25 protein-coding genes are annotated in these 24,611 nt (G+C 46.8%); 16 read left to right on the top strand and 9 right to left on the bottom strand.

Annotated features, from left to right (window positions below; genetic code table 11):
• Window positions 1-144 precede the first annotated feature (144 nt).
• The 5 genes from truA to purF all read left to right on the top strand — a co-directional run bounded on the left by truA (window position 145) and on the right by purF (window position 5,232).
• Entirely contained in the window at window positions 145-930 is a 786-nt protein-coding gene (gene truA, locus FLM48_RS13230) for a tRNA pseudouridine(38-40) synthase TruA (protein WP_179024952.1), read from the top strand.
• A gap of 54 nt (window positions 931-984) precedes the next feature.
• On the top strand, window positions 985-2,244 hold the full coding sequence (gene folC, locus FLM48_RS13225; RefSeq protein ID WP_179024951.1) for a bifunctional tetrahydrofolate synthase/dihydrofolate synthase: 1,260 nt from the start codon (window positions 985-987) through the stop codon (window positions 2,242-2,244).
• Between the two features lie 11 nt (window positions 2,245-2,255).
• Window positions 2,256-2,909: a cell division protein DedD gene (gene dedD / locus FLM48_RS13220; RefSeq protein ID WP_179024950.1), complete on the top strand. Its 654-nt coding sequence runs from the start codon at window positions 2,256-2,258 to the stop codon at window positions 2,907-2,909.
• 217 nt (window positions 2,910-3,126) lie between these two features.
• The gene (locus FLM48_RS13215; protein ID WP_179024949.1) at window positions 3,127-3,615 is read left to right on the top strand and encodes a CvpA family protein; all 489 of its coding nucleotides are present in this window, start codon (window positions 3,127-3,129) and stop codon (window positions 3,613-3,615) included.
• Window positions 3,616-3,717: 102 nt separating this feature from the next.
• Entirely contained in the window at window positions 3,718-5,232 is a 1,515-nt protein-coding gene (gene purF, locus FLM48_RS13210) for an amidophosphoribosyltransferase (RefSeq protein WP_179024948.1), read from the top strand.
• A gap of 89 nt (window positions 5,233-5,321) precedes the next feature.
• Here purF and FLM48_RS13205 read toward each other — a convergent pair whose 3' ends face one another.
• Window positions 5,322-5,588 (bottom strand): hypothetical protein, encoded by a 267-nt coding sequence (locus FLM48_RS13205; RefSeq protein ID WP_179024947.1) that lies wholly within the window; start codon window positions 5,586-5,588, stop codon window positions 5,322-5,324.
• A gap of 215 nt (window positions 5,589-5,803) precedes the next feature.
• On the opposite strand from FLM48_RS13205, the gene FLM48_RS13200 reads away from it, so the two are divergent.
• From FLM48_RS13200 to FLM48_RS13190, 3 genes are all read left to right on the top strand, one after another.
• Window positions 5,804-7,804, top strand: a complete 2,001-nt coding sequence (locus FLM48_RS13200) for a DNA topoisomerase III (RefSeq protein ID WP_179024946.1) — start codon at window positions 5,804-5,806, stop codon at window positions 7,802-7,804.
• A 156-nt stretch (window positions 7,805-7,960) separates the two neighbouring features.
• Window positions 7,961-8,695 (top strand): hypothetical protein, encoded by a 735-nt coding sequence (locus FLM48_RS13195; protein WP_179024945.1) that lies wholly within the window; start codon window positions 7,961-7,963, stop codon window positions 8,693-8,695.
• Window positions 8,692-9,435, top strand: a complete 744-nt coding sequence (locus FLM48_RS13190; RefSeq protein ID WP_179024944.1) for a type 1 glutamine amidotransferase — start codon at window positions 8,692-8,694, stop codon at window positions 9,433-9,435. Before FLM48_RS13195 ends, FLM48_RS13190 begins: the two co-directional genes overlap by 4 nt.
• Here the strand turns inward: FLM48_RS13190 and FLM48_RS13185 are convergent.
• The gene (locus FLM48_RS13185; RefSeq protein WP_179024943.1) at window positions 9,404-10,687 is read right to left on the bottom strand and encodes an alpha/beta fold hydrolase; all 1,284 of its coding nucleotides are present in this window, start codon (window positions 10,685-10,687) and stop codon (window positions 9,404-9,406) included. The two genes, FLM48_RS13190 and FLM48_RS13185, sit on opposite strands and share 32 nt — an antisense overlap.
• 162 nt (window positions 10,688-10,849) lie before the next feature.
• On the opposite strand from FLM48_RS13185, the gene FLM48_RS13180 reads away from it, so the two are divergent.
• The 7 genes from FLM48_RS13180 (at window position 10,850) to FLM48_RS13150 (ending at window position 18,452) form a co-directional block, all read left to right on the top strand.
• Window positions 10,850-11,494: an MBL fold metallo-hydrolase gene (locus FLM48_RS13180; RefSeq protein WP_179024942.1), complete on the top strand. Its 645-nt coding sequence runs from the start codon at window positions 10,850-10,852 to the stop codon at window positions 11,492-11,494.
• Between the two features lie 123 nt (window positions 11,495-11,617).
• Window positions 11,618-12,667, top strand: a complete 1,050-nt coding sequence (locus FLM48_RS13175; RefSeq protein WP_179024941.1) for an XdhC family protein — start codon at window positions 11,618-11,620, stop codon at window positions 12,665-12,667.
• A 13-nt stretch (window positions 12,668-12,680) separates the two neighbouring features.
• The gene (locus FLM48_RS13170; RefSeq protein WP_179024940.1) at window positions 12,681-13,301 is read left to right on the top strand and encodes an NTP transferase domain-containing protein; all 621 of its coding nucleotides are present in this window, start codon (window positions 12,681-12,683) and stop codon (window positions 13,299-13,301) included.
• Window positions 13,302-13,370: 69 nt separating this feature from the next.
• Window positions 13,371-13,868 (top strand): (2Fe-2S)-binding protein, encoded by a 498-nt coding sequence (locus FLM48_RS13165; RefSeq protein ID WP_051484545.1) that lies wholly within the window; start codon window positions 13,371-13,373, stop codon window positions 13,866-13,868.
• Window positions 13,865-16,108, top strand: a complete 2,244-nt coding sequence (locus FLM48_RS13160) for a xanthine dehydrogenase family protein molybdopterin-binding subunit (protein ID WP_179024939.1) — start codon at window positions 13,865-13,867, stop codon at window positions 16,106-16,108. The genes FLM48_RS13165 and FLM48_RS13160 overlap by 4 nt, the downstream gene beginning before the upstream one ends.
• 325 nt (window positions 16,109-16,433) lie before the next feature.
• Complete coding sequence (locus FLM48_RS13155) at window positions 16,434-16,931, top strand: DUF1097 domain-containing protein (protein ID WP_179024938.1); 498 nt, start codon at window positions 16,434-16,436, stop codon at window positions 16,929-16,931.
• Window positions 16,932-16,994: 63 nt separating this feature from the next.
• Complete coding sequence (locus FLM48_RS13150) at window positions 16,995-18,452, top strand: methyl-accepting chemotaxis protein (RefSeq protein ID WP_179024937.1); 1,458 nt, start codon at window positions 16,995-16,997, stop codon at window positions 18,450-18,452.
• A gap of 77 nt (window positions 18,453-18,529) precedes the next feature.
• Here FLM48_RS13150 and xthA read toward each other — a convergent pair whose 3' ends face one another.
• The 7 genes from xthA to FLM48_RS13115 all read right to left on the bottom strand — a co-directional run bounded on the left by xthA (window position 18,530) and on the right by FLM48_RS13115 (window position 22,217).
• On the bottom strand, window positions 18,530-19,336 hold the full coding sequence (gene xthA / locus FLM48_RS13145) for an exodeoxyribonuclease III (RefSeq protein WP_179024936.1): 807 nt from the start codon (window positions 19,334-19,336) through the stop codon (window positions 18,530-18,532).
• Between the two features lie 30 nt (window positions 19,337-19,366).
• Window positions 19,367-19,666, bottom strand: coding sequence for a YciI family protein (locus FLM48_RS13140; protein ID WP_179024935.1), 300 nt, complete (start codon window positions 19,664-19,666; stop codon window positions 19,367-19,369).
• Between the two features lie 68 nt (window positions 19,667-19,734).
• The gene (locus FLM48_RS13135) at window positions 19,735-20,286 is read right to left on the bottom strand and encodes a septation protein A (RefSeq protein WP_028773034.1); all 552 of its coding nucleotides are present in this window, start codon (window positions 20,284-20,286) and stop codon (window positions 19,735-19,737) included.
• A gap of 150 nt (window positions 20,287-20,436) precedes the next feature.
• Window positions 20,437-20,940 (bottom strand): CIA30 family protein, encoded by a 504-nt coding sequence (locus FLM48_RS13130; RefSeq protein WP_179024934.1) that lies wholly within the window; start codon window positions 20,938-20,940, stop codon window positions 20,437-20,439.
• A 25-nt stretch (window positions 20,941-20,965) separates the two neighbouring features.
• On the bottom strand, window positions 20,966-21,565 hold the full coding sequence (locus tag FLM48_RS13125; protein WP_256870937.1) for an HAD family hydrolase: 600 nt from the start codon (window positions 21,563-21,565) through the stop codon (window positions 20,966-20,968).
• Window positions 21,566-21,636: 71 nt separating this feature from the next.
• On the bottom strand, window positions 21,637-21,885 hold the full coding sequence (locus FLM48_RS13120; RefSeq protein WP_179024932.1) for a DUF3081 family protein: 249 nt from the start codon (window positions 21,883-21,885) through the stop codon (window positions 21,637-21,639).
• A 38-nt stretch (window positions 21,886-21,923) separates the two neighbouring features.
• A complete protein-coding gene (locus FLM48_RS13115; protein WP_028773032.1) occupies window positions 21,924-22,217 on the bottom strand; it encodes a DUF6482 family protein in 294 nt (97 codons plus the stop codon).
• A 273-nt stretch (window positions 22,218-22,490) separates the two neighbouring features.
• On the opposite strand from FLM48_RS13115, the gene FLM48_RS13110 reads away from it, so the two are divergent.
• Window positions 22,491-24,557, top strand: coding sequence for a S9 family peptidase (locus tag FLM48_RS13110; protein ID WP_179024931.1), 2,067 nt, complete (start codon window positions 22,491-22,493; stop codon window positions 24,555-24,557).
• The last annotated feature ends 54 nt before the right edge of the window (window positions 24,558-24,611 follow it).

The following is a 24,611-nucleotide window of genomic DNA, read 5'->3' as shown; positions in this document are numbered from 1 at the left end:
AAACGGCGCATTAGCGCCGTTTTTTTATGCAACAAACACGGCATTAGGCGTAATTGCAGATGTCGAACAAAGGTGGTTATGCTAAAATCCGCCGCCTATTTACTCTGCTCTCATTGGGCTGTTCATACACTATAGGAAAATCACATGCGGGTTGCATTAGGCATTGAATATGATGGAAGCGCCTACTTTGGCTGGCAACGCCAAGCCGAGGTCGATTCTGTTCAACAGCAATTGGAGCAAGCGCTGTCCTTTGTCGCCAATGAACCTATTGCAGTGCAATGTGCAGGCCGCACAGATGCCGGAGTGCATGCAACAGGGCAAGTGGTTCATTTTGAAACTAACGCTATTCGTAAGCTCAGTGCCTGGACATTAGGCGTAAACGTTAACTTACCCGATAATATCGCGGTGCGTTGGGCCAAAGAGGTGGATGATGAGTTTCACGCTCGCTTTACCGCCACTGCGCGACGTTATCGCTACATGATTTACAATCACCAGTTACGTCCTGGTATTTTGCGTGCCGGAGTGAGTCATTACCCTGGTGAGATTGATGAAACTCTTATGCATCAGGCAGCGCAATCTTTGCTAGGTGAACAAGACTTTACCAGTTTTCGCGCCATTCAATGCCAATCCAATACGCCATTTAGATGTGTTCATGAGGTCAACGTGACTCGCCAAGGCATGTATATTTGTGTTGATATTAAAGCCAATGCTTTTTTGCATCATATGGTCAGAAATATTGTTGGTTCCTTATTAGAAGTTGGCTACGGTCGCCAACAAGTGGGCTGGATAGCTGAACTCTTGGCGTTAAAAGATCGCAACCAGGCCGCTGCGACAGCGAAACCTAACGGACTCTATTTGGTCGATGTTACTTACCCAGAACAGTATCAATTACCGAAGTTGGCCCTTGGGCCGCTGTTCATGTTGGATTGAGACATAGCGCCAGCTTGTACAAACACATACTAATACCAAGGCGAGAAAGAGTTAATGAAATTATCGCAACAGACTAGCCTAGATGAGTGGCTAGCGTATCTGCTTGAATTACATCCAACTGAAATTGACATGGGCCTAACCCGGGTCAAACAAGTTGCTCGCCAGTTAGGTGTAGTTGACCTTGGTGAGACTAAGGTCATAACGGTCGCAGGTACTAATGGCAAAGGCAGCACCTGCGCCATGCTTGAGAGTATACTGCGTCAACAGCAAATCCGCGTCGGTGTGTATAGCTCTCCGCATATGTTGCGCTACAACGAGCGGGTACGCATTGATGGCCAGGATGCTAATGATCAAGATTTAGTTGATGCATTTTGTGCGATTAATAGCGCTCGTGGTGATATTTCGTTGACCTTTTTTGAATATGCCACCTTAGCAGGCTTATATCTGTTTAAAGCCGCACAATTGGATGTGGTTTTACTTGAAGTGGGTTTAGGTGGACGGCTCGATGCCACCAACATCATTGATGCAGATGTCGCCGTGATCACCAGTATCGATTTAGATCATCAAGAATACCTGGGCGACACCCGAGAATTGGTTGGCCGAGAAAAAGCCGGTGTGTTCAGAACCAATAAGTGCGCTATTGTTGGCGAGGCTGATATGCCCACATCGATTGTGCAATACAGTGAGCAAATACAAGCAAAATTGATTGCGGTCAGTAAACAGTTTAGTTACCAAGAGCAGCATGATAGCTGGTGCTTTACTGGCATGGTTAGCAATCTAACGGCGCTGCCTAAACCAAGTCTACCGCTTGCTAATGCTGCAACCGCGCTGGCGGTGATTGAGCAGTTATGGCCAGATATGCCAGCGACAGCCATAGCCCAAGGGCTGCAGCAAGCTAAGCTTACAGGTCGTTTTGAGCAAGTGAGTACAGAGCCTACAGTGCTGTTAGATGTGGCGCATAATCCCCATGCGGCGCGCTATCTTGCAAAGAAAATGGCAGCGTATCAACCTAAAAAGGTGATTGCGATTTGCGGTATGCTTAAAGATAAAGATTGCAGTAGTGTGTTGAGCATAATGTCGGATGTGGTTGATGAGTGGCATTTGGTCGATTTAGATTGCCCTCGCGGCGCCGGGGCTAACGACTTACAAAATAACTTACCCACTAGCAGTCAAAGTCACACTTACGCCAGTATTGCACTGGCGTGGCAGCATTTAATTCACCGCTTAAGCAAAGATGATGTGGTAATTATTTTTGGCTCATTTTACACTGTGGCTGAGTTTAAAGCGTTGAAAAATGAATTTATACAGAGCTAAAGGGTATTGCATTGTCTAGTCAGTTTCAGAATCGCCTAGTGGGTATCATCGTATTAGTCGCCCTAGGGGTGATATTTTTACCCGATATCTTAGATGGCAAAAAGCAACATCAAGAAGAGCAGTTTGCCGAAATTCCATTGCGCCCAGTGGTTGATGTAGAGTCTTTACCGCAAAGTGAGTTTGAAACAATAGAGTTGGCGCAGCAACAATCCCAACAAAGCCCCGCACAAGCCAGTGGAGAACTCGCAACGGACGAAGCGGGTCAGTGGCAGATAGTAACTGACGACGAGTCGCAAACCGCTGAGGCAAGCAGTGCTAAGCCAAAAGCGCAGACGGATAATGCCAAGCCTGCGACGCAAACTGCGCCCAAAACCGCAGAGCCAAAGCCGGTTCAGCCTAAAGCTACGGTAGCCAAAGCCTCTGCCTATACCATACAGCTAGGTAGTTTTAACAATGCCAATAATGTAAAAGCGTTAGTTAAGCAGCTTAGAGGCAAAGGGTTTACTGCTTACACTATTCCAGAAAAACCGGTTGATGGTCAGCTAACAAAAGTGTTTGTTGGTCCAGACCTTTCGCGGGTTAAACTCGAAAAAGTGCAGAAGCAGGTAGAGCAAGTCACTAAGCTAAAAGGGCGGGTGATCGCCTACAACCCAACCGAAAAATAGCGTTTCGTATACAGAACACTAAAGCCTTTAAGTGAAACACTTTAAAATAAGCCGCAATAAACCTATTGCGGCTTTGTTTTATATAGACTTATTTAGCTGACGCTGCAAAATTAAACCAGCAGACAGCGATCAATTTATCTGTCGCTAGGGGGTGAGAATCTGCTCCGTCTCTGGTAAGATCGCGCCGTCTTAATGTCATGCTGGATCATCAATTTCAATGGTTTGGATCGATTACGCCATTATCGCTGTTATCGGATTGTCGACTTTAATTAGTCTTCTCCGTGGATTTACCAAAGAAGCCATGTCGCTCGTGGTTTGGTTTGCGGCTTTTTTCATTGCGAGTCAATTTTATGAAGACCTCGCCGTCTATCTAACTCAAATGCAAGATGAGTTACTTAGGAATGGCGTGGCAATTACGATTCTTTTTGTCGCGACGCTCATTTTAGGCGCACTGGTTAACTATCTGATTGGTCAGTTAGTTGATAAAACCGGTCTTAGCGGTACAGACCGTGTTTTAGGCTTGTGCTTTGGCGCCTTAAGAGGCGCATTGATTGTCAGTGCAATATTATTTTTCTTAGATGCTTTTACTGGCGCTCCTAGTACCGATTGGTGGGAGAGCTCCGTATTAGTGCCTGAGTTCGGTGTGGTCATACAGTGGTTTTTTGACTATGTAGAAAACACCTCAAGCTTTGTACCCAAATTATAAAACAGGGCAGGTTACCTGCCTCGGCACGGCTAGTGAGTGCCGACCAAAGAACGATTTGAATATTATAATTATCAGAACATCTTACAATGAGGAATCCTACCCATGTGTGGTATTGTCGGAATAGTTGGCCGCAGTTCGGTTAATCAACCTATTTATGATGCACTAACTGTATTACAGCATCGTGGACAGGATGCAGCGGGTATTGTCACCGTAGATGGTAGTGCGTTTAGACTGCGTAAAGCCAATGGTCTGGTAAAAGACGTATTTGAGCCTAAGCATATGCAGCGCCTACAAGGTAATGCGGGTATCGGTCATGTACGTTACCCTACCGCCGGCAGCTCTAGTGCATCAGAAGCGCAGCCTTTTTATGTTAACTCTCCTTTTGGTATTTCACTTGCGCACAACGGTAACCTAACCAATACCGTGGCATTGCATGAACGTCTTGTTCAGCAGCGCCGCCATGTTAATACCACTTCTGATTCTGAAGTCCTGCTTAATCTGCTTGCCGATGAACTACAGCACACAGATAGCCAACAGCTCACGGCGGATGAAGTATTTGACGCTGTCGCCAATGTGCATAACTTAACTCGCGGTGCTTACGCGGTAGCAGCGCTGATAATTGGTCAAGGTTTAGTGGCCTTTAGAGACCCATTTGGTATTCGTCCTCTTGTACTGGGTAAGCATGAAACCGAGCACGGTACTGAGTATATGGTAGCCTCTGAGAGCGTAGCGCTTGACGCAGTAGGTTTTGAAACCATGCGTGATGTGGCCCCAGGTGAAGCGGTTTATATCTCATTAGATGGTCAGCTTTATACCCGTCAATGCGCGCAATCTCCAAGCTATGCACCTTGTATCTTTGAGTATGTCTATTTTGCTCGCCCAGACTCGACCATTGATAATGTCTCTGTTTACGGTAGTCGAGTGAACATGGGCACCCGTTTAGGCGAGAAAATCAAGAAAGAGTGGGACGATCATGATATTGATGTGGTCATTCCAATTCCGGAAACTTCATGTGATATCGCGTTAGAAATTGCCCGCAATTTGGATCTGCCATATCGTCAAGGCTTTGTAAAAAACCGCTATATTGGCCGAACGTTCATCATGCCAGGTCAACAAGAGCGTAAGAAGTCTGTACGCCGTAAACTCAATGCAATTAATGCCGAATTTAAGGGTAAGAATGTATTGTTGGTGGATGATTCAGTCGTACGTGGTACTACCTCTGAGCAAATTATTGAGATGGCTCGTGAAGCTGGCGCGAAGAAAGTGTACTTTGCCTCTGCCGCTCCTGAGATCCGTTTCCCTAATGTTTATGGTATTGATATGCCAACCACAAGCGAGTTGATTGCCCATGGCCGCGACGTGGATGAAATCAGTAAGCTGATTGGCGCTGACGGTATGATTTTCCAAGACATCAGTGACTTGGTTGAAGCAGTACGTCAAGAAAACCCAGATATTAAGCAGTTTGAAACGTCTGTTTTTGATGGTAACTACATTACTAATGATGTTGACCAAGCTTACTTAGACCATCTAACCCAGCTTCGTAACGATGATGCTAAAGCTAATCGTAGCAAAGACATCGGTACCAACTTAGAGCTCCACAACGTATGTCATCCTTAGGGTTGTATCTGCGTTAGCCAAAGAAACCGACCTTAGGGTCGGTTTTTTTATGGCTGGTATTGGTGCAGTCACAGTGACAAGATTGGTTTTTAATTGAGATGCACCAGCCAAACTGTCATCCACAGTGCAAACAAGACGCTAAGCGCTATGCGCTCGATGCGTTGGCCGAAACTGACAGAAATCAGGGTATTGATGCAGGTAAGCACTATCTGCAAGCTCACCAATAACATCAACACAAATGTTTTGTCATGCTCAAACAGCGGCAAAATCAGCAATGATATCGCGGTAAGCAATAAAAAGTGATACAGCAGAATATGGTCTAAGCGATATTGTGCAGTGGGTAATGTGGTAAGCATAATTGTCAGCCAGTGAAATATTTACCAATTATATTACTCAAATGATAATCATTCTCAATTGAATTTACATTGTAGAATGATAAATATTTTACTATCGCTATTTAAACCATGGCCATTTAGCGTTATTGCCGACGCTCGCGGCGGTGACTGAGATTGCGGACTCAATTAATTTGCGATACAGTTACTGTTAATTTATACAGTGTTAATAATAATCGATGATTCTATATATTGCCGAGAAGCCAAGCTTAGGGCGGGCCATTGCCGACGTGCTGCCTAAACCACACAAAAAAGGCGATGGTTTTATCACCGCAGCCAATGGTGATTGTGTCTCATGGTGTATTGGCCATCTACTTGAGCAAGCAGAGCCCGATAGTTATGACGCTGCGTATAAATCGTGGAAGTTTGAACATCTGCCGATTGTGCCTAGCGAATGGAAAATGCGGCCAAAAACTAAGACACGTGGGCAACTGTCGGTATTAAGAAAATTGGTTAAGCAAGCCAGTCAAATTGTTAACGCTGGCGACCCCGATAGAGAAGGGCAGTTGTTGGTTGATGAGGTCATTGCTCATCTTGGCGTAAAAGGCCAAAAGCTTCAGCAAGCACAGCGACTGCTAATTAGCGATCTTAATCCGCAAGCCGTTAAGCGGGCCTTAGGTCAACTGCGGCCTAACAAAGACTTTGTACCGCTGTCGACCTCAGCATTAGCCAGAGCGCGAGCAGATTGGCTCTATGGCATGAATATGACCCGAGCGTATACCTTACAAGGGCGAAAAGTGGGTTATCAAGGTGTGCTTTCCGTTGGCCGGGTGCAAACCCCCTTACTTGGATTAGTGGTCAGGCGCGACAAAGAGATTGCCAGCTTTGTCAGCCGGCCTTTTTATGAAGTATTAGCCCACCTAAGTACCCAAGATAATGATGCCTTTACCGCAAAGTGGCAGCCCAGTGAAGCGTGCCGCCCCTATATGGATGAAGACGGCAGAGTATTAGCGCGGCGGCTTGCAGAAAATGTCGTTGCTCGGATCAGCCAACAGCCCGCCACTGTCGTCGATTTACAAAGCAAGGATAAGCGGCAAGCCGCGCCTTTGCCCTATAATTTATCTTCATTACAAATTGATGCTAGTAAGCGCTTTGGTATGAGTGCTAAGCAGGTGCTTGATACGTGCCAAGCGCTATACGAAAAACACAAACTGCTGACTTATCCTCGTTCAGACAGTCGTTATTTGCCCAAAGATCAATTTGCGCTGGCGCCCAATGTTATTCGTGCCATATTAACTGGCGCCAATGAACTGGTTGAAGGTCAACCGCAGCCCGATCCGAGTATCAAATCGAAAGCGTGGAACGACAGTAAGGTCGATGCACACCACGCCATCATTCCCACCGAAAAGGTCGCTGACTTAGCCAAGCTTAGTCAAGCCGAGCGCCAGCTTTATTTACAAGTGGCACGCCAGTATTTGGCGCAGTTTTATGCCGCTTATCGATATCATGAAACCCAAGTAGAGATTGAAATAGCTAAAGGCTTGTTTCGCACTAAAGCCAAACAGGAACAATCACTTGGATGGAAAGTACTCTGGCCACAAAAACAGTCAAACCGTGAAGCTGACTCTGATAAAGAACAAGAAAACCTGCAATCCTTACCCGCACTGACGGTCGGTCAGTCGCTGCACTCAGGCCAAGCACAATTACTAGAAAAACAGACTCAGCCTCCGAAAGCGTTCACCGATGCCACCTTGCTCAGCGCCATGACGGGAATAGGCCGCTATGTTACCGATCCTGAAATCCGCAAAATTCTTAAAGAGACCGATGGCCTCGGAACAGAAGCAACGCGTGCCGGGATAATTGAATTGCTGTTTAAGCGCCAATTTATCGAACGTAAAGGCAAAACAATTGTAGCTACCGCGGTCGGCATGGGGCTAATAGACAGTTTACCTAGCAGTGCAACCACCCCAGATATGACCGCGTTATGGGAAAGTCATCTCGACGCTATTTGTCGTAAAGAGTCAAAATATCAAAGTTTTATGACGCCATTGGTGGACACTCTCCAGCAGTTGATCACTCAAGCTGGCGCCCAACTGCCCACTGCGCTACAGGGAGTTAAAGCGCCTGCTCGAGCCAATCAACGCCGTTATAGTAAAAAGCGCACTACCACGAAAAAGTCGTCAACAACCGCAAAATCCGCAACTCGGCGTCAACCTAAAGGTAGTCGAAAAGCCAGTTAAAGTCGGTGAAATTGGTTGCTCAGAACTTGGCAAGGCCGTTACATAAGGTTAACATTGTGTTCATGAGGACGACCTCATTTGCTTTGTTGACCTAACAGAGCAACTTTTCATCGGGGACGGCCCCACTTGTTTAATACACAGTGGAGCTAATTTTTGATGTTACCGAAAACCCTTAAGCACGTTGTTTACCTATGTTTGTTACTGCCATGCCTAACAATCGGCCAGAGCGCGCCAGCGTTGGCCAAACCTACCCACATGGGCTTGCATGGCATGTTGATGTTTGGCGGCCAACAGGGTCTGATTGCATCGCATTTACCTATGTATCATGTACCCCACAATGCCCAGGTTTTATTTCAATTTCACTTTGTTGATGCCAAGGTCGACAAGGCGATAAAGCAAGCATTGCAGCCTAACCCTAACCAAGTTACGCCCATTTGGACCATAGTGCCGCAGCCCTTTGATTTAATGACGCTCAGCACCGAGGCTAGTGCGACATCAGTGCGCTTGATTGTGGATATTGTGGAGGGACATTTTGAGCGAGGAGGCGTAACCAAGTATCAGCAACAAGCATTAGTAATAGATAAGTTGCTGCTGTTTGCCTTACTGGATATGGGCCAGGCCACGCAAACTCCCAAGCAGGCCACCTATTGCTTGCTCAATTTAAATCACTCTACTCAGGAGCAATACCTCTACAAGCGATTGGCACAGCGCCCTGAGACCGACCATCTGCTGCGCATTAGTAGCGCCAGCCCTTTGCCTGCACAGTGTCATAGTGTGGACGTAACGCCGGCTAATACCGCTACGATGGATACACTGAGCGAACAGTTCTTAGCTGATGATCTAAGCGGTGAGATATCGGTTATTTATGCTGAGAGTGATGAGCTGCAATGAAGTCGGTAAACCTTAAATCTGCAAAACCGCGTATGGTGGTTTTGCAGCATCATGACGCCGAAGGTGTCGGTCGAATTGGCGATTGGTGCCAAATCCATGGCGTTGAATACGACTGTTATTTTGTGCCGCAGGATTTGCCGTCTACATTGCAAGACTATCAAGGCGTTATTGTGCTAGGTGGCCCAATGGATGTGGCTGACATGCCCAGTTGGATGGCGGACGAATTGCGATTGATCCGCCAAGCGTTAGCGCTGGATTTACCCTTGCTGAGTATCTGCTTGGGCGCGCAGTTACTCGCCCATGCTATTGATGGGCAGGTGGTCGATATGCCAATGCCAGAGCTTGGATGGTGTGATGTTAGCGCGACAAACCATGGCCAACAGCATCCGTTAGTTAAGCGTCTATTGCCCCAGCCTTTTGCCGCTATCGCTGTGCCTCAGTGGCACTACAAGCAGATAGTGCTGCCCGCACATGTGCCAGTGCTAATGACCTCGGCGCAAGTTAAGGTACAAATGTTTGCTTATCAGCGGGCGGTGGGCATTCAATTTCATCCCGAATGGCGTGATGCCGAGTTGCAAACGTTAGTGACTGAATTTGGTACACAATGCCCATTTCACTGTGATAACACTGGCGATAATCTCCAGCCCAGTCGTGATTATCATCACTATGTACTGGACGTCGGATTATCGCAGCTACTCGATGGAATCTTTAGCGCAGTTGTTGACCTCGATTTAAACTAATCAGCTTGTCGAGAATATGCTCACCATCCATGCGAATGCCATTGTGTTCATATTCTGAGGTGAGCCAATAGCTTAAGTTATTTACCTGCTTGGTCGTTTCTAAGCTGTATTGCATTTCGACAAACATATCATTGCTGTAGATGGCTGCGGCAATAGGGACTGTGTTGGTGGCTAAAGCTGATAAATCATACAACTTAGCCCAGTCTTGTTTCTCAGCCAATAGGTGTGCGGCTTGTTTTAATGGCTTGAGTTGAGTGAATTGCTCGAAGAACCAAGGGTAAACCATTTCACCAGTAAAATAGAAAGGTTTATCTGCCCCATACTCGAACTGTTGATATTGCTTTCTTACCCGGTGTGCTGCCCAGTTTGACGCTGACTGTTGGCAATAAATACTTTCATGCAATAACGCAAAAATAGGGTTGGTATTGTAATCGAGCAACTGACAAAAATGCGCTAGAAATAACGGATTTAAAGTCACTCCCTTGTCCGTGTCTATCAAGGCTTGTTCAAGCAGGTAATAGACGGACTCGGGGCCTTGCTCCATGCCGATGTTTATCCCCAGTAGCTGTAACATCTCTACCGTTAGACGCTCACCCGTGGCGATACGTACGTCATGGCGTTGGATGTAGTTGGCGAGCGCTTTGACGAGTTGCTGGGCATCATCAAAGCGATTAAAGAACTCATGGTTTTTGTCTAGAACTCGCTGGTAGGTTGCCTGATAGACTTCATCAGCAGTACGAGTCAATGACGGAATGCCACCGGTGATGAACGCCTCTTCAATACCTTGTGGGGCATCATTAACGTATTTTAAAACGCAAAAACCTCCAAAGCTCTGGCCGAGAATACTCCACTTTTGCTCGGGGCTAAGTTGGGCGCGTATGGCTTCTGCATCACGGATTATATTGTCGGCACGAAAATGACTCAGGTACTGCGCTTGCTCTGTTGAATTAAGGTGTGACAATGACAAGTGATTAACTGGTGTCGACAAACCCGTGCCACGTTGGTCTAGCAATAGTACGCGATACTCCTTTAAGGCTCGCTTTATCCAGCCGCTGTTTTCCACAGGACGAGCCGCGCCAAATCCTGGCCCACCTTGAAAGAACACCAAATACGGTAGGGCTTGCCCTTGGTGTTCAGTGGCGATAATCTCTCTGGCAAATACTTCAATACTGTTGCCGTTGGGGTTTTGATAATCTAGCGGCAATTGAAAACGATGCTTAGTAGCGATTATACCTTTGAGTTTAGCGGTCATGTTAGGCCTTGGTTGGGTTAAGAGGTCGATAGACTCAGATTGTATATAATTAGTTTTATGCTGTAATTAGTTATCCTAGATCAATTTTTTGTAAGAGAAGTTCGAGATATAGATGCAGTTGGCGTAATCTAGTGCTAGGCAGTTAGTCATGGAAAGTGATCAATGAAATATCAAATAGTTCCTGTTACCCCGTTTCAGCAAAATTGCAGCATTATTTGGTGCGAAAAAACCAAACAAGCTGCAGTCATCGACCCCGGTGGCGACAGTGAACGAATTGAGGCGCAATTAGCGCAATTAGGCCTAACATTAGACAAAATCTTGTTGACCCATGGTCATATTGATCACGTTGGTGGTGCAATCGCGTTAAGTCAGCGTAGCCAAGCTAAGATTATTGGCCCCCATAAAAGTGATGAATTTTGGTTAGATAGCTTACCCGACCAAAGTAAACATTTCGGGTTTCCACTGGTTAACGCGTTTGCTCCACACCAATTTCTTAATCACGGTGACAGTGTCGACGTGGGCGAGCAATCGCTACAGGTGCTGCATTGCCCTGGTCATACTCCCGGCCATATTGTGTTTTTCTCTGCCGATGCACAGATAGCTTGGGTAGGGGACGTGATTTTTAGGGGCTCGATAGGCCGTACCGATTTCCCACAGTCTAATCATAACGATCTCATTAACTCTATTACCCAAGTCTTGTGGCCGCTGGGTAGAGAGGTAACCTTTGTACCGGGCCATGGTCCTATTTCTACCTTTGCTGAAGAACGAGAACAGAATCCTTTCGTTGCCGATCAGTTATTTGGTTAGTTTTCCCCTCAGCTGTGCGTTGCGAATGTTTTGAAACGTTTTGCAACGCATTGATGCTTCTTATCGCCATTCATCTCTGTTAGCTTAGTTTTCCAACTACTTAAGTTGATTAGATGGACAGGTATGTCTCACCACATCGAAGATTTAATTCGCCACTGGGCTGCTAAACCGGAAGACGAATGGGTACTGGCTGTGATCACCCACGTCGAGGGTTCTTCCTATCGAAAAAGTGGTGCCATGATGCTGTTTCACCCATTGGGTCATAGTGTGGGATTGATCAGCGGCGGCTGCCTTGAAGCTGACTTAGGTCGCAAAGCGCAGCAAGCCATGCAAAGCCAACAGATTGTTCGCTGCCAATATGATGCCAGTGATGAAAGCGATGCCAGTTATCAACTTGGTTGTGGCGGCATTGTCGATTTGATGTTAGTCCCGCTGACCCACGCGAACCAAGCCGCCAATCTAAGTTCACTACAAAAATTGTTAGCCACTGAGGCGCAGGGTTTCTATCTGCTACCGCTGCTGGAACATGGCGCACCTGCGGCTGATTTTCAGGCGCGAGTGTTCAATCATGTTGCAGCTGAGCAGGTTTTTTCGGTCACAGATTTTAATCGTGCCGGGGAGCTGATATTGCCTGAACCGCAGCAGCTCCATCTTACTGCCTCACAGTCTTATTTAGTGACCCCCGTAGCGAGACGAAAACGCATTGCGGTTTTTGGTGGTGGTATTGATGCCCAGCCACTGGTGAGTATGGCATTACAACTTGGTTGGCAAGTTGATGTGGTTGATCCAAGAACCAGTTACGCCCGTGCCCATGACTTTGCCGGTGCTAACCTGTTTAAATGCCCTATAGATGATCTGCCTGCCCGTTTTTGTGACCAATTGGATGCGGTGGTGGTGATGTCTCATAACCTTGACCTTGATGCACAGGCGCTGCGCTTGGTTTGTCACAGCGAGATTCGTTACTTGGCCTTGTTAGGTCCAGCACATCGACGTGAGCGTGTGTTAAACAAAGCGGAGCTAGCCTATGAGGATATTGACTGCTTTTTCTCCGCGCCCGCAGGGCTGGCTTTAGGCGGTGAACTGCCAAGCTCTATCGCCCTGAGCATTTTGTCACAGTGCCATGGAGTATTACATGACGCGCAATTAGTGGCACTTGATAGGGTAATGAAATGACTAAGGTAATGGCGTGAGCAAGCATCAACTGGCTAACCGTAATGAGTCAAAAACACTTGTTTGCATTCTTGCAGCGGGTGCGAGTCGACGCTTTGGTGCGCCCAAGCAGCTCGCTAAGCTTGCCAGCGGTAACTTATTACAATGTTCAATCAACACGCTAGCACAAGTGGCCAGTCAGGTTAACGGGGATCTTGCGCTGGTACTCGGAGCTAACGAGATGCAGATTAAACCGCATCTCAAAGGGCATTTTATTTTATTGTCCAATTTACATTGGCAATCGGGCATGGCGAGTTCGATTGTTTGTGCTGCTCGCTATGCTGAGCAGCATCACTATACTCATTTACTGATCTGTTTAGCCGATCAGGTTGCGTTGACTGCAACCGACTATTTAACTGTGCTTAACGCTAGCCGATGCCGACGAGCCGCTGCCTATTATCAACACCGTTTAGCTGCGCCTGCACTCTTTTTAGCTGAAGATTATGCCCATCTAGCGGGGCTTACTGGTGATACCGGCGCTAAGCAGTTGCTACGCCGGCATTATAGAAACGGTCAGTTAATTGCGTGTGCGCTGCCCCGTGCAAGCATAGATATTGATACCCAAGATCAACTCATAAGTTGGCAAAACAAGCTGTAGAAATTAATACGTTAATTGGTATTCACTGGCCCAAAGAGATGAAGCGGTAGGGCAAGCAAGGAGCAAGTCATGTCGAACAAAGCCATGAAAATAAATATAAATGGTCAATCCTTTACAGTCGATGCAGACCCCAATATGCCCCTATTATGGGCGTTGCGGGATATGTTGCAGTTAACCGGCACTAAGTATGGCTGTGGTGCCGGGTTATGTGGTGCCTGTACTATCCATGTTGATGGCGAGCCCGCGCGGGCATGCTTAACCAGTCTGAAGCAAGTCGCAGATAAAGCGGTAACCACCATTGAAGGGTTAGAGTTTGAGCAGCTAAAGCAAGCTTGGGCGCAACATAATGTCCCCCAGTGTGGTTTTTGTCAGGCTGGACAATTGATGTCAGCCGCTGCATTGCTGGCAAAACATCCTAAACCTGCTGATGCCCAGATTGATGAAGCCATGTCTGGCAATATCTGCCGTTGTGGTACATACACGCGCATCAAGTCCGCAATTAAAGCCACCACCGGTGGCTATCAGGCTAGCCACAGTGCTGCCGCCTCAATGGAGGTAGAAGCATGAGCCAGTTTAACGCCGTAAAAAACTTCAGCCGTCGTGATGTGCTTAAATTGTTTGGGGCAACAGGGGGCGGACTCGCGCTGGGCGCCAGTGGTCTAACCTGGAGCCCCGCAGTGATGGCGCAATCACAAGAATCTAGGCTGAATCTATTTATCGCTATTGGCGATGATGACAAAGTCTATTTAACTTGTCATCGTTCAGAGATGGGTCAAGGTATCCGCACTGGGATACCACAGGTGCTGGCGGATGAACTCGGTGCCGCTTGGGAGCAAGTCGTTGTTGTTCAGGGTCTTGCTGACAAACGTTATGGCAGTCAAAACACCGATGGTTCGCGCAGTATTCGTAATGGTTTTGACAAAATGCGCGAAATGGGTGCCATTGCCCGAACCATGCTCGAGCAAGCTGCCGCTAATAAGTGGCAAGTCGATGTCGCTGAGGTGAGTACAGACAATGGTAAGGTGGTGCATGTCAGCTCCGGTAAGCAAGCACGCTTTGGTGATTTGGCTCATGCAGCCAGTCAGTTGCCGCTGCCGGATGTCAGTACCTTAACGCTAAAGCCTGCCAAAGATTATACCCATATCGGTGCATCACATCGCATTGTTGATATGCAAGATATGTTGAATGGCCAAGCGCAATATGGCCACGATATTGCGCTGGATAACATGTTACATGCCAGTATTGTGCATCCGCCTGTTGTTGGCAGCGATATTGCGAGTTTAGATGATAGTGCTGCTCGCAAGGTCGCCGGGGTAGTGGATGTGATAGTGATGCCTGTATTTAAAGGGGCACCGTTGTTTCAACCCTTAGGCGGCGTTGCGGTGATTGCGACCAATACCTGGAGTGCGATGCAGGGGCGTAAGGCATTGCAAATAACTTGGAAGGCCAGTGTTAATGATAGTCATGACAGCGACAGTTACTTGAAATCGTTGGTGGATAAAGTCTCTAAACCGGCTAAGGTTGTGCGCCAGCAGGGACCAGAAGTGAATGATTGGCCCAGTGAGCAAACTATTAGCGCTTTGTATACTGCGCCTTACCTTGCCCATGCGCCAATGGAAACGCCTGCAGCTACCGCACATGTAACCGAACAAGGTTGTGAAGTGTGGGCATCAACGCAAACACCACAGCGCGCCCAGCAGGTGATTGCAGCCGCCTTGGGGTTAGCTGAAGAACAAGTGACCGTGCATGTGACCTTGCTTGGGGGCGGCTTTGGCCGGAAGTCCAAACCCGATTACTGCGCCGAAGCGGCGGTGTTGTCGGCGCAACTCAAGCGCCCTGTGAAAGTCTGTTGGACCCGCGAAGATGATATCCAAAATGGTTATCTGCATGCCATTAGTGCGCAGCATTATCAGGCTAAATTCGATGCTCAAGGGAAGCCGGTAGCGATTTTACAGCGTACAGGTTTTCCCAGCATTGGCTCCACATTCCAAGAAGGGGCAGAATATCCCGCGGGCTGGGAGCTCGATTTGGGTTTTGTTGATGTGCCACTGGCGGTAGACAGTTTGCGCTGTGAAGCGGTTTCCGCCACCGCGCATACACGTATTGGTTGGGTGCGTTCGGTCTGTAATATTCAGCACGGCTTTGGGATTGGCAGTTTTGTCGATGAATTGGCTGTTAAGGCCGGTCAAAGTGCGCCGCAAATGTGGAAGCAGTTGTTAGGCCCCTTACGCCAAGAGCAATTTAAAGATCAAGGTTTCCAATATGGTAATTACGGTGAAGATTTAGCTCGTCACCCCGTTGATATTAGCCGCTACCATGGGGTAATTGATGCGGTTGAGCAGGCCATGTTAGCCCATGGTAAACCCAAAGCGAATCAAGGTTGGGGTTTTGCGGTACACCGCAGTTTTGCAGCGTTTGTGGCCACTGCAATATTAGTGGAGGTAGACGCAGGTAAAGTGCAGGTGTTGCAAGCTATTTCAGCCATCGATGCCGGTACCGTTGTTAATCCTGATCGCGCTAAGTCACAAACGGAGGGAGCGATTATGTTTGGCTTAAGCTTAGCTATGATGGGTGAGATCAGTTTTAATCAAGGCAAAGTGCAACAGTCTAACTTTCATGACTATCCAATGTTAAGAATGGCGCAATGTCCGGCTATTGAAACTATCGTCATGGCCTCAAATGCCGCTCCAGGTGGGGTGGGTGAGCCGGGTGTACCGCCAGTTGCTGCGAGTCTAACTAACGCTATTTTTGCTGCCAGTGGACAACGGATTAGAACTTTACCCGTCAATCAGCACTTCAAAGTGTAGAACGTACACTGTGTAACCTGCCGGGTTTAAAAAGAGGCATTGCGCCTCTTTTTTGCTTTCATTACCACATAAAACTTGTTCTTGAGCAAAAAACTAGCAATTAATATTGGTTTTGTTATGAGAACACTGTTTTTTAATTACAGAAAGGAGTAGTTTAACCCTACGCTAATCAACGTAAATTACCGGGTTATCGCGGGTTAACATTGCTGTATATCGGCATGCTGTTACCCATTGAGTCATAGATGATTAATAGAGGAGCATGGAAAGTGCCCGTATTAGCTGAATGACTGCTCGATACTCGAGTCCATAATAGAAGGGGTCATTTATGGAGCACCGATTTCAAGTCGCATTGTCTGCTGGACTACTCGCTGCCTTGTGGGCAGGGCTGGCAGATACATTTCATTTAGTTACCTGGATAGGCTTTCTCGCATGCAGCACCTATTTTGCTCAGCCCAAACCGGGTTTTCAAGGGGTGTTACTGACTTGGTTGACCAACTTGTCCGGGGTGTTTTGGGCATGGTTAGTGATTAGTGGGACGAGTTATTTCGGCTCTGCGTGGGTTGGCTATTTGCTCACGGGTATTGTCACCAGCGCTATGTGCTTGCAAGCAAGCCACAACAAACTATCCTTTATTCCAGGCGCCTTTATTGGTTGCTGTATCACCTTCGCCATGGCGGCAGACATCGCTGCAATAGTGCCTGCGTTAATTTTAGGCGCACTGTTGGGCTACGCCATGACGTTATTGACATCTCAGTTGGTAAGCTTGAGTCAAAAATTGGGCTTAAGTGCCAAAGTCGCCACGGCGGATGAGTCTGGCCAATAGACGGATCTTCAGCAGTATTAAGCACAATAATACTTCTCATAAACCAAGGTATATGGTTGCGATATGAAACAAATAGAATTTAGAAAAATTGATGCGTTGATGATTAAACTCAGCCTCAATGGAAAATTTTTTGTAGTATGTGCCATGGTCAGTGCGATCAGTATTGCCATCGCCATGCTAAATATTTATCAGGTCAAAGAGCAAGCGGCTCAGCAATCTACTCAGCGAGCACAGCAGAGTCTTGATGCATTAGCGCAGGCGGCAGCAAGCTTGCAGTTAAGTGACGCAGATTTGCAGCAGTTTGCCTCTGCCAATAACCTCACTATCAGCAATCGTTCGCAACAAAACCGTACCGAGGACATGGTGACAGTGAGTGCCAATGTTGCCGGACAAGCCGGTGTGTATTTGCAGGCGCGCCATAATGTCGCGAGTTGGGAGCAACCCAATGTCGACCAAGCATGGTTTGTACTGTATTTAGTCTTGTTAGGTTTGCTACCGCTGTTTCAGTTAAGTTATTGGATCTCAACCTCGTTGGGCGGTGGCTTGTGGGATATGTACATTGCCATTAAGCGTCTAGCTGATGGTGATTTATCTTGCCGGTTAAATTTCTTTGGTACCGATGATTTTAGTATGATTGCCAGAGAGATTGATCGCAGCGCCGACAATATGAGTGAGATGGTGAGCGCGATTGGTGACAACGCGACAACACTCACTAAAGCATCCCATGAGTTTAATCAACAGGCGCGGCAAAGTGATGAGCTAACTCAGTTCCAGTATCAATTTCTCGATACCGTCGCGGTGGCGATGGATCAAATGACGGCGGCTATTGAAGAGGTTTCCCACAACGCCGCTAATACCTCGGAAGACACTAAGACCAGTGCCGCGCAGGCTGACCAAAGTAAACAACGTATCGCCGATGCAATGACTCGAATTGCCCAGTTAGTCTCGCAAATTGATTCCGCTTCTGGCTCGGTAGAGCAACTCTCTAGCCATGCTGCCGAAATTGGCGCGGTGGTGACCACGATTAACGGCATTTCAGAGCAAACTAACCTGTTGGCACTCAATGCTGCAATTGAAGCCGCGCGAGCGGGTGAACAGGGCCGAGGCTTTGCCGTGGTGGCCGATGAAGTGCGTACCCTTGCACAGCGAACGCAACAGGCAACAGTTGAGATTCAGTCGATGATTGAAGGGTTACAATCTGGCTCAGGAAAACTGTCGACTATTACTCATGAGATTGTATCGGAAGCAGAGCAGGGAAGAGGTGCAATAGAGCTGGTGGGCAGCGACATTGATAGCATGGCTGATTCAATTAACCATGTATTTGATATGAGCTCACAAATTGCTGCTTCTGCTGAGGAGCAAAGTGTTTCGGCTCGTGATATTGCCGCACAGCTTAATGAAATTCGCACCCAATCTGAAACCATAAAAACCACCTCTGAGCGCTCGGTGGTATTGGCCGATGACTTAAAAGCCTCTTCAGAGCAGCTCGAAGGTATTTTAGAGCAATATAAGTTAGCCTAACGTCTTAACCAATAAAAAAGGTCACATTACTGTGACCTTTTTTGTGCTCAATTTAAGCCAATCGCGCGGCTTTGTCGTTAGCTAAACGTACTCCAAATTGGCGCGTGGTCAGAAGGCTTTTCAATGCCTCTAAGCTCATAATCAACGTCTGATTCAACCAAACGTGCCGCTAATGATGGCGTTGCTAACACCACATCAATACGCAGGCCGCGATTATCCACAAAGCCTTTAGAGCGATAATCAAACCATGAATAGCGCTCGCTGCGTTGCGGGTGCAATTGGCGGAAGGTATCAATGAGACCCCAATCAAGTAGTGTTTTTAACCATTCACGCTCTTCAGGTTGAAAACTACATTTGCCGGTCTTTAGCCAACGCTTGGCGTTTGGCTCGCCAATGCCGATGTCTAGATCAACCGGTGAAATGTTAATGTCACCAATAATGGCGATATCTTCATCCGGGCTGTGGTGTTCATTGAGGTAAGTCATAAGATCTTGATAAAACTTACGCTTAGCGGGGAATTTAGTCTCGTGACTAATATTGTCCCCTTGGGGGAAATAGCCGTTGAGTACCGTTAGTGGTCGGCCATTTTCCTGCTCAAAGGTAGCGATTATCATACGGCGCTGGGCATCATCGGCATCGGTAGGAAAACCCTTTTGGATTTTTAGTGCTGACTTCTTGCATAACATGGCCACACCATAGTGCGCCTTGCCGCCGTGATAATGCACTTCATAGCCCATGGCTTCTACATCAGCAACCGGAAACGCTTCATCATGAACTTTGGTTTCTTGTAGGCCAATGACATCTGGCGAATGACTATCAATGAGTGCCTGCAGTTGGTGTAAGCGAGCACGGATACCATTGATATTAAATGAGACGATTTTCATGAATGATAATACTCCTTCAAGTGCATGAAATTAAGGGAGAACGCGCTTAAATGGTTTGACGGTAACAGCGGCGTATACGCCCGCTTCAATATAGGGGTCGGCGTCAGCCCAGGCTTGTGCCGCTTCAAGTGAAGCAAAGTCGGCCACGACTAGTGAGCCGGTAAAGCCTGCACTGCCGGGATCTTCACTGTCTATCGCTGGGTGGGGGCCTGCGACTAATAAGCGACCTTCGTCAGTTAACGTTTGTAATCTTGCAAGGTGAGCGGGGCGGGCGCTAAGGCGTTTTTCTAAACTGTTTTCAACATCCTGCGAAGCAATCATGTACCACATAATATGAGTTCCTTTTATGGGTAAAGGTAGAGGAGTAGCGGCGACAGGCTGGGTCGCCGCGAAACGATTTATTTGTTATTAAGTTCTTGCTTGTGTTCGTCGCTCATATTTTTAAATAGATAAACCACGGTGATCACGGTATTGATGAGCGTCAGCGCCGTTAAGCCGAATACTTTGAAGTTTACCCAGGTTTCCTGCGACAGGCTAAAGGCAACGTAGATATTAATTAAGCCACAGGCGACAAAGAACATTACCCAGTACCAAGTGACATGAGCCCAGATTTTGTCGGCGACGATAAGCTCTTTACCTAACATGCTTTTTAATATGGGTTTATTAATGAGCTGACTAACGGCAAGTGCGATAGCGAACAGTGCATAGACCACGGTCACCTTCCATTTTATGAAGGCATCATCGTGAAAGATCAAGGTCAACGTACCGAAGAATGTGACCATCACAAAGGTGATGATATGCATCTTTTCTATGGTTTTATAAAGGGCATAACAGATGATAAGTTGTAGCGCTGTTGCTACGATTAGCGCCCCACTAGCCACGTAAATATCAAAGAACTTGTAGACGGCAAAAAAGATAACTAAAGGTAAAAAATCGAGCAATTGTTTCATATAACTATCATGGATTATGCGAAGAAAAAGTGCCGTCGAGTGTAACACGCAGTGGGCATAGCACAAAGCCTTGCCAAGTGCTTATCCATTAACAAGCGTTAATTAAAGCTTGTCTTAAATGAGGCTTAATTTTTAGTGGTGATTTCGGGTTTAATCGGTGCCATCAAATCGGTTGTAGTTAAACTCAATATCACTGACGATAAGTTGAAAATCTTGAGCGCATTGGTTGGCGATAAGAAGCCCAATGTGGCTAATTTCAGTTAGGTCGGGCGCTGGTCTGTTTGGGTAGTCCTGACCGCGATAACTTTCAATAAAATCTTCAGCAACAAAATGCAGGGTTTGCCATTGGTTTACTGTGGTGGTGAAGTACGCTTTATAACTTTTGGGTTGATCCAATAATGAGGCGCAGGTTTGCAACCTGAATTGATACCTAAGGCCGTCACCGCGAACGCGCATGGTGATGGTTAGAGCGGCGTGGCTTGGATGCTCACTCAGAGTGACCGGGGCTTTAATCGATGCAAACCCACCATTGTTATCAATACTGACTGCGCCGCTAAATTGCAGCTGATGTTGGCTTTGTTCGACCTGACTGTTAGAGCATCCGCCCATTACAGTATCGTTAATGCGTTGCCATATACCGATATTTACCATCATTTTCCTTAACGTGGTTTAAAAAGCGTTATTGTGATTCTCGTTGACTGAGCGCAAATGTTGCGTGAAGGTGGCGCAGATTATCAAATTGAAAGTCGGCTTGAGCTTGGTAAGGCTTGTCAGTACCGAAAGTGAGCAAAATGGATTGCATGCCCGCATTATTGGCCGCCTGTACATCATAGAGATAGTCGCCAACATAAGCGATGTGATGCGGATTAATGTTCCAATCACGGCTGATAGACAGCAAGCTTTGCGGGTTGGGTTTGGGTAACCCATCTTCGCGAGTCACAATTTGACTTATGGGCAAGCGGCATTGATTGACTTTAACCGCAGCAGCTTGGCGACAATTTCGAGTGACTATTGCTGTTGGTATCTGCAGCTGCTGCAGAAATTGCAGTAATTTATGGGCGCCATGCAGTGCGGTCGCGGACTGCGCATCATGCATCTCATGGGCTAAAATGGTGTCATTGGCCGCCTGACGTTGACTGGCTGAAAGCGATGCCACATAGGTCAAAATATCTTGTTCGGCTGGGCAGCCTATCGCCTGCTTAATGATGGTGAAATTAAGCGATGAGCTTACTAAGGTGCCGTCTAAATCAAATATTATCGCTTTTATCGGGATTTTCACTGTGATCAATTATCCAAAGTTAACATGTAAAAGTCAGTGGTACGATTTAACTGTGTCCTTGTCCCAAGCCTTCAACCTAGCTGGCCTTTGACGCTGAGCTTATCAATCAGGCTCATAAAATCATTCAGTTGCTGCGGCTGCTGGTAGTCTATGTGGTATTTGCCATGAAATAACAGCGACAGGGTGACCCCACAGGCCTTTAGGTAGCATGTATAACCGTCAAAATCATGCCAAGCTTCAATATGCTGATAGCGATAGATGCCGTCGTTTTTCGTCCCCAGTTTAACCACTTGATTAAAGGCGTTGAGTGCTGACGTCATGTTTAGCTCGTTTTTCATCGCGACCTCGGCCATGTCGATTACAGTTTTAACCGCATCTTTGACTGACAGTGCTCTGTGGGGACGCCAATCATTTCATCGTAAGCGGTTTGCAAGGTAAACTCGGCTTCTTCAGCCCCTAAACTTTTTAGGAACTGTTTGGCCTGTTCAAACGACAAACATGTTTTATGCTGGTGTTGCGGCGCACTTAGCTGATAGAAATTACCCTGCTTATCTTCGCCGCCCACCAAATAATGAGTTGCATCTGCAGTATTAATAATAGCAGGGTATAAGTGGTTATCTTCAAACGCTTTAGCGAGTTGCTGTGGTTGCATAACTTGACCTGTTATTGATTGAAACTAATTAAACATACGCAGTGCCGAGCGCGGGGGATCACTTTGATTTAGTGGAGGGAATGCAATTTTTCAGCGAACAATACCCACAGCAAGTCGCAAATAACATTTCTATAACAAAGGTTTGCAAAAAGTAACCGTAGAGATGCCCAGGGTTAGGAAGTTGTTTACGTTTTAGTGAACTTGATTCTATAATGCGGCGTCAGATCAAGATAACAATAACAAAACACATACGGATTGGAGTCTACTTACATTATGAAGAGACAGTTTAACGCGGTTAAACAGGCCGTTGCGCTATCTATTGGTTTATTGAGCGTGTCAGCGGTTGCTAGCGAGCCTTTAACAGTAGAAGAAGTCATTGGTTTACAACAAGTTGCTCAAGCACAGGTGAGTCCTTCTGGCGATAATGTGGCTTTTACACGTTATGTGCCAAGAGCGCTATACAAAGAAGAAAATGGCCTACATTGGTCTGAATTACATATTGTTGATGATGCTGGCGTTGAACGTCCCTACATTACCGGTCAGGTTAATGTGAGCAACATTCAGTGGTCTGCAGACGGCTCTCTGGTCTATTTCTTAGCCAAAATGGGCGAAGATAAGCATACCGCACTGTATCAGATCCCTTTTAACGGTGGTCAGGCAAGCAAAACACTATCGCTAAAAGAGACCAGCGTTGCAGATTATGCATTGAGCAAAGATGGCAAGCAGATTGCCTTGATTGCAAAACCGGCTAAAGATAGCAGTGTTAAAGAGTTAAAAGAACTCGGTTTTATGGCTGAAGTTTATGAAGAAGGCCTAACTAACAAGCAATTGTTTGTTGTTGACCTTGCTGCAAGTGATAAGCCGCTAACACCGATCGCGTGGAACATTGCAGACTTTGTCTCTGACGTGCAATGGTCGGCCGACGGTGAGCAGTTATTGGTTAAGACGCAGCCAACAGCGCTGATTGATGATCAATACATGAAATCACAGTGGCATATCGTGAATGTGGCCAAGCAGCAAGTGACCACTTCGTTTGCAACTGAAGGCAAGTTAGGTGCGGCTGAGTTTTCTCATGACGGCAAATATGTAGCGATTTTAGGTGCTGAAGACAAACATGATCCTGCTACAGGGCGTTTGTATTTAGCTGAAACACAATCGGGGAAGATTGCTGAGTGGATCCCAAATCATATGGGTCATATCAGTGATATTGAGTGGAAAAACAACAAGAACGAGTTGTATTTTATCACCAATATCAACACTGATTCAGTGGTAGGCCTAATCAAGCCAGGTAGCGAAAAATACAAAGTTGTGGTTAAGCCGGGCAAATTTATCGCCTCGCAGTTGAGCATTTCTAACTCAGATAAAACTCTCGCTATTCGTGCTAACACAGATAAGCACCCCAACGAAGTGTACATGTTGCGTGGCAGCAAGCATAAAGCTTCACGCCTGAGTGACTCTAACCCATTCTTAGCGGACAAGCAATTTGCTAAGCAAGAGTCTATCTCGTTTAAAGCCAGTGACGGTGTTGAGATTGGTGGGGTGTTGATCTATCCATTGGATTACCAAAAAGGTCAGCGCTACCCATTAATCATGTCAGTGCACGGCGGACCTGAAAGTCATGATAAAGATGGCTGGTTAACCAACTATTCTCGTCCTGGGCAACTGGCTGCGGCACAAGGTTACGCGGTGTTCTATCCAAACTATCGCGGTAGCACAGGTAAAGGCGTTGATTACTCTAAGCTGGGTCAAAATGATTATGCCGGTAAAGAGTTTGATGATTTAGTTGAGTTTAAAGATCACCTGGTTGAAATGGGATTAGTTGATAGCGCTAAAGTCGGTATTACCGGTGGTTCTTACGGTGGTTACGCTTCAGCTTGGGCGGCAACTAAGCTCACTAAGCACTTTGCTGCGAGTGTCATGTTTGTCGGTGTGACCAATCAGCTGTCTAAATTTGGTACGACTGATATCTCTAACGAAATGCATTTAGTCCATGCTCGCTCTTACCCATGGGATAAGTGGCAGTGGTATTTAGAGCGCAGTCCAATTTACTGGGCGGGTCAGTCTGAAACGCCACTGCTTATCATGCATGGTAAAGACGATCCACGTGTTCACCCAGCGCAATCAATGGAGCTATATCGCTACATGAAAGTGCAGGGCAAAGAAGTGCGCTTAGTTTATTACCCAGGTGAAGGCCATGGTAACCGCAAAGCGCCAGCGCAATACGATTATCACCTACGTCTAATGCGTTGGATGGACAACTACCTGAAAAATGACGCTAAAACGATGCCTGATCATAAAATTGATCACAAGGCCAAGTTAGAAGCGGCTAAAGAAGCTTAATTATAACGGCTTGGTAAAGCTTGTTATTACCCCTAAAAACGCCTGAGCTTGCTC

The sequence above is a fragment of the Shewanella sp. Scap07 genome (genome assembly GCF_013394145.1).
Lineage (GTDB): Bacteria > Pseudomonadota > Gammaproteobacteria > Enterobacterales > Shewanellaceae > Shewanella > Shewanella waksmanii.
Note: the sequence above shows the minus strand (reverse complement) of the source record. Positions and strands in the feature narration are given on the sequence as shown.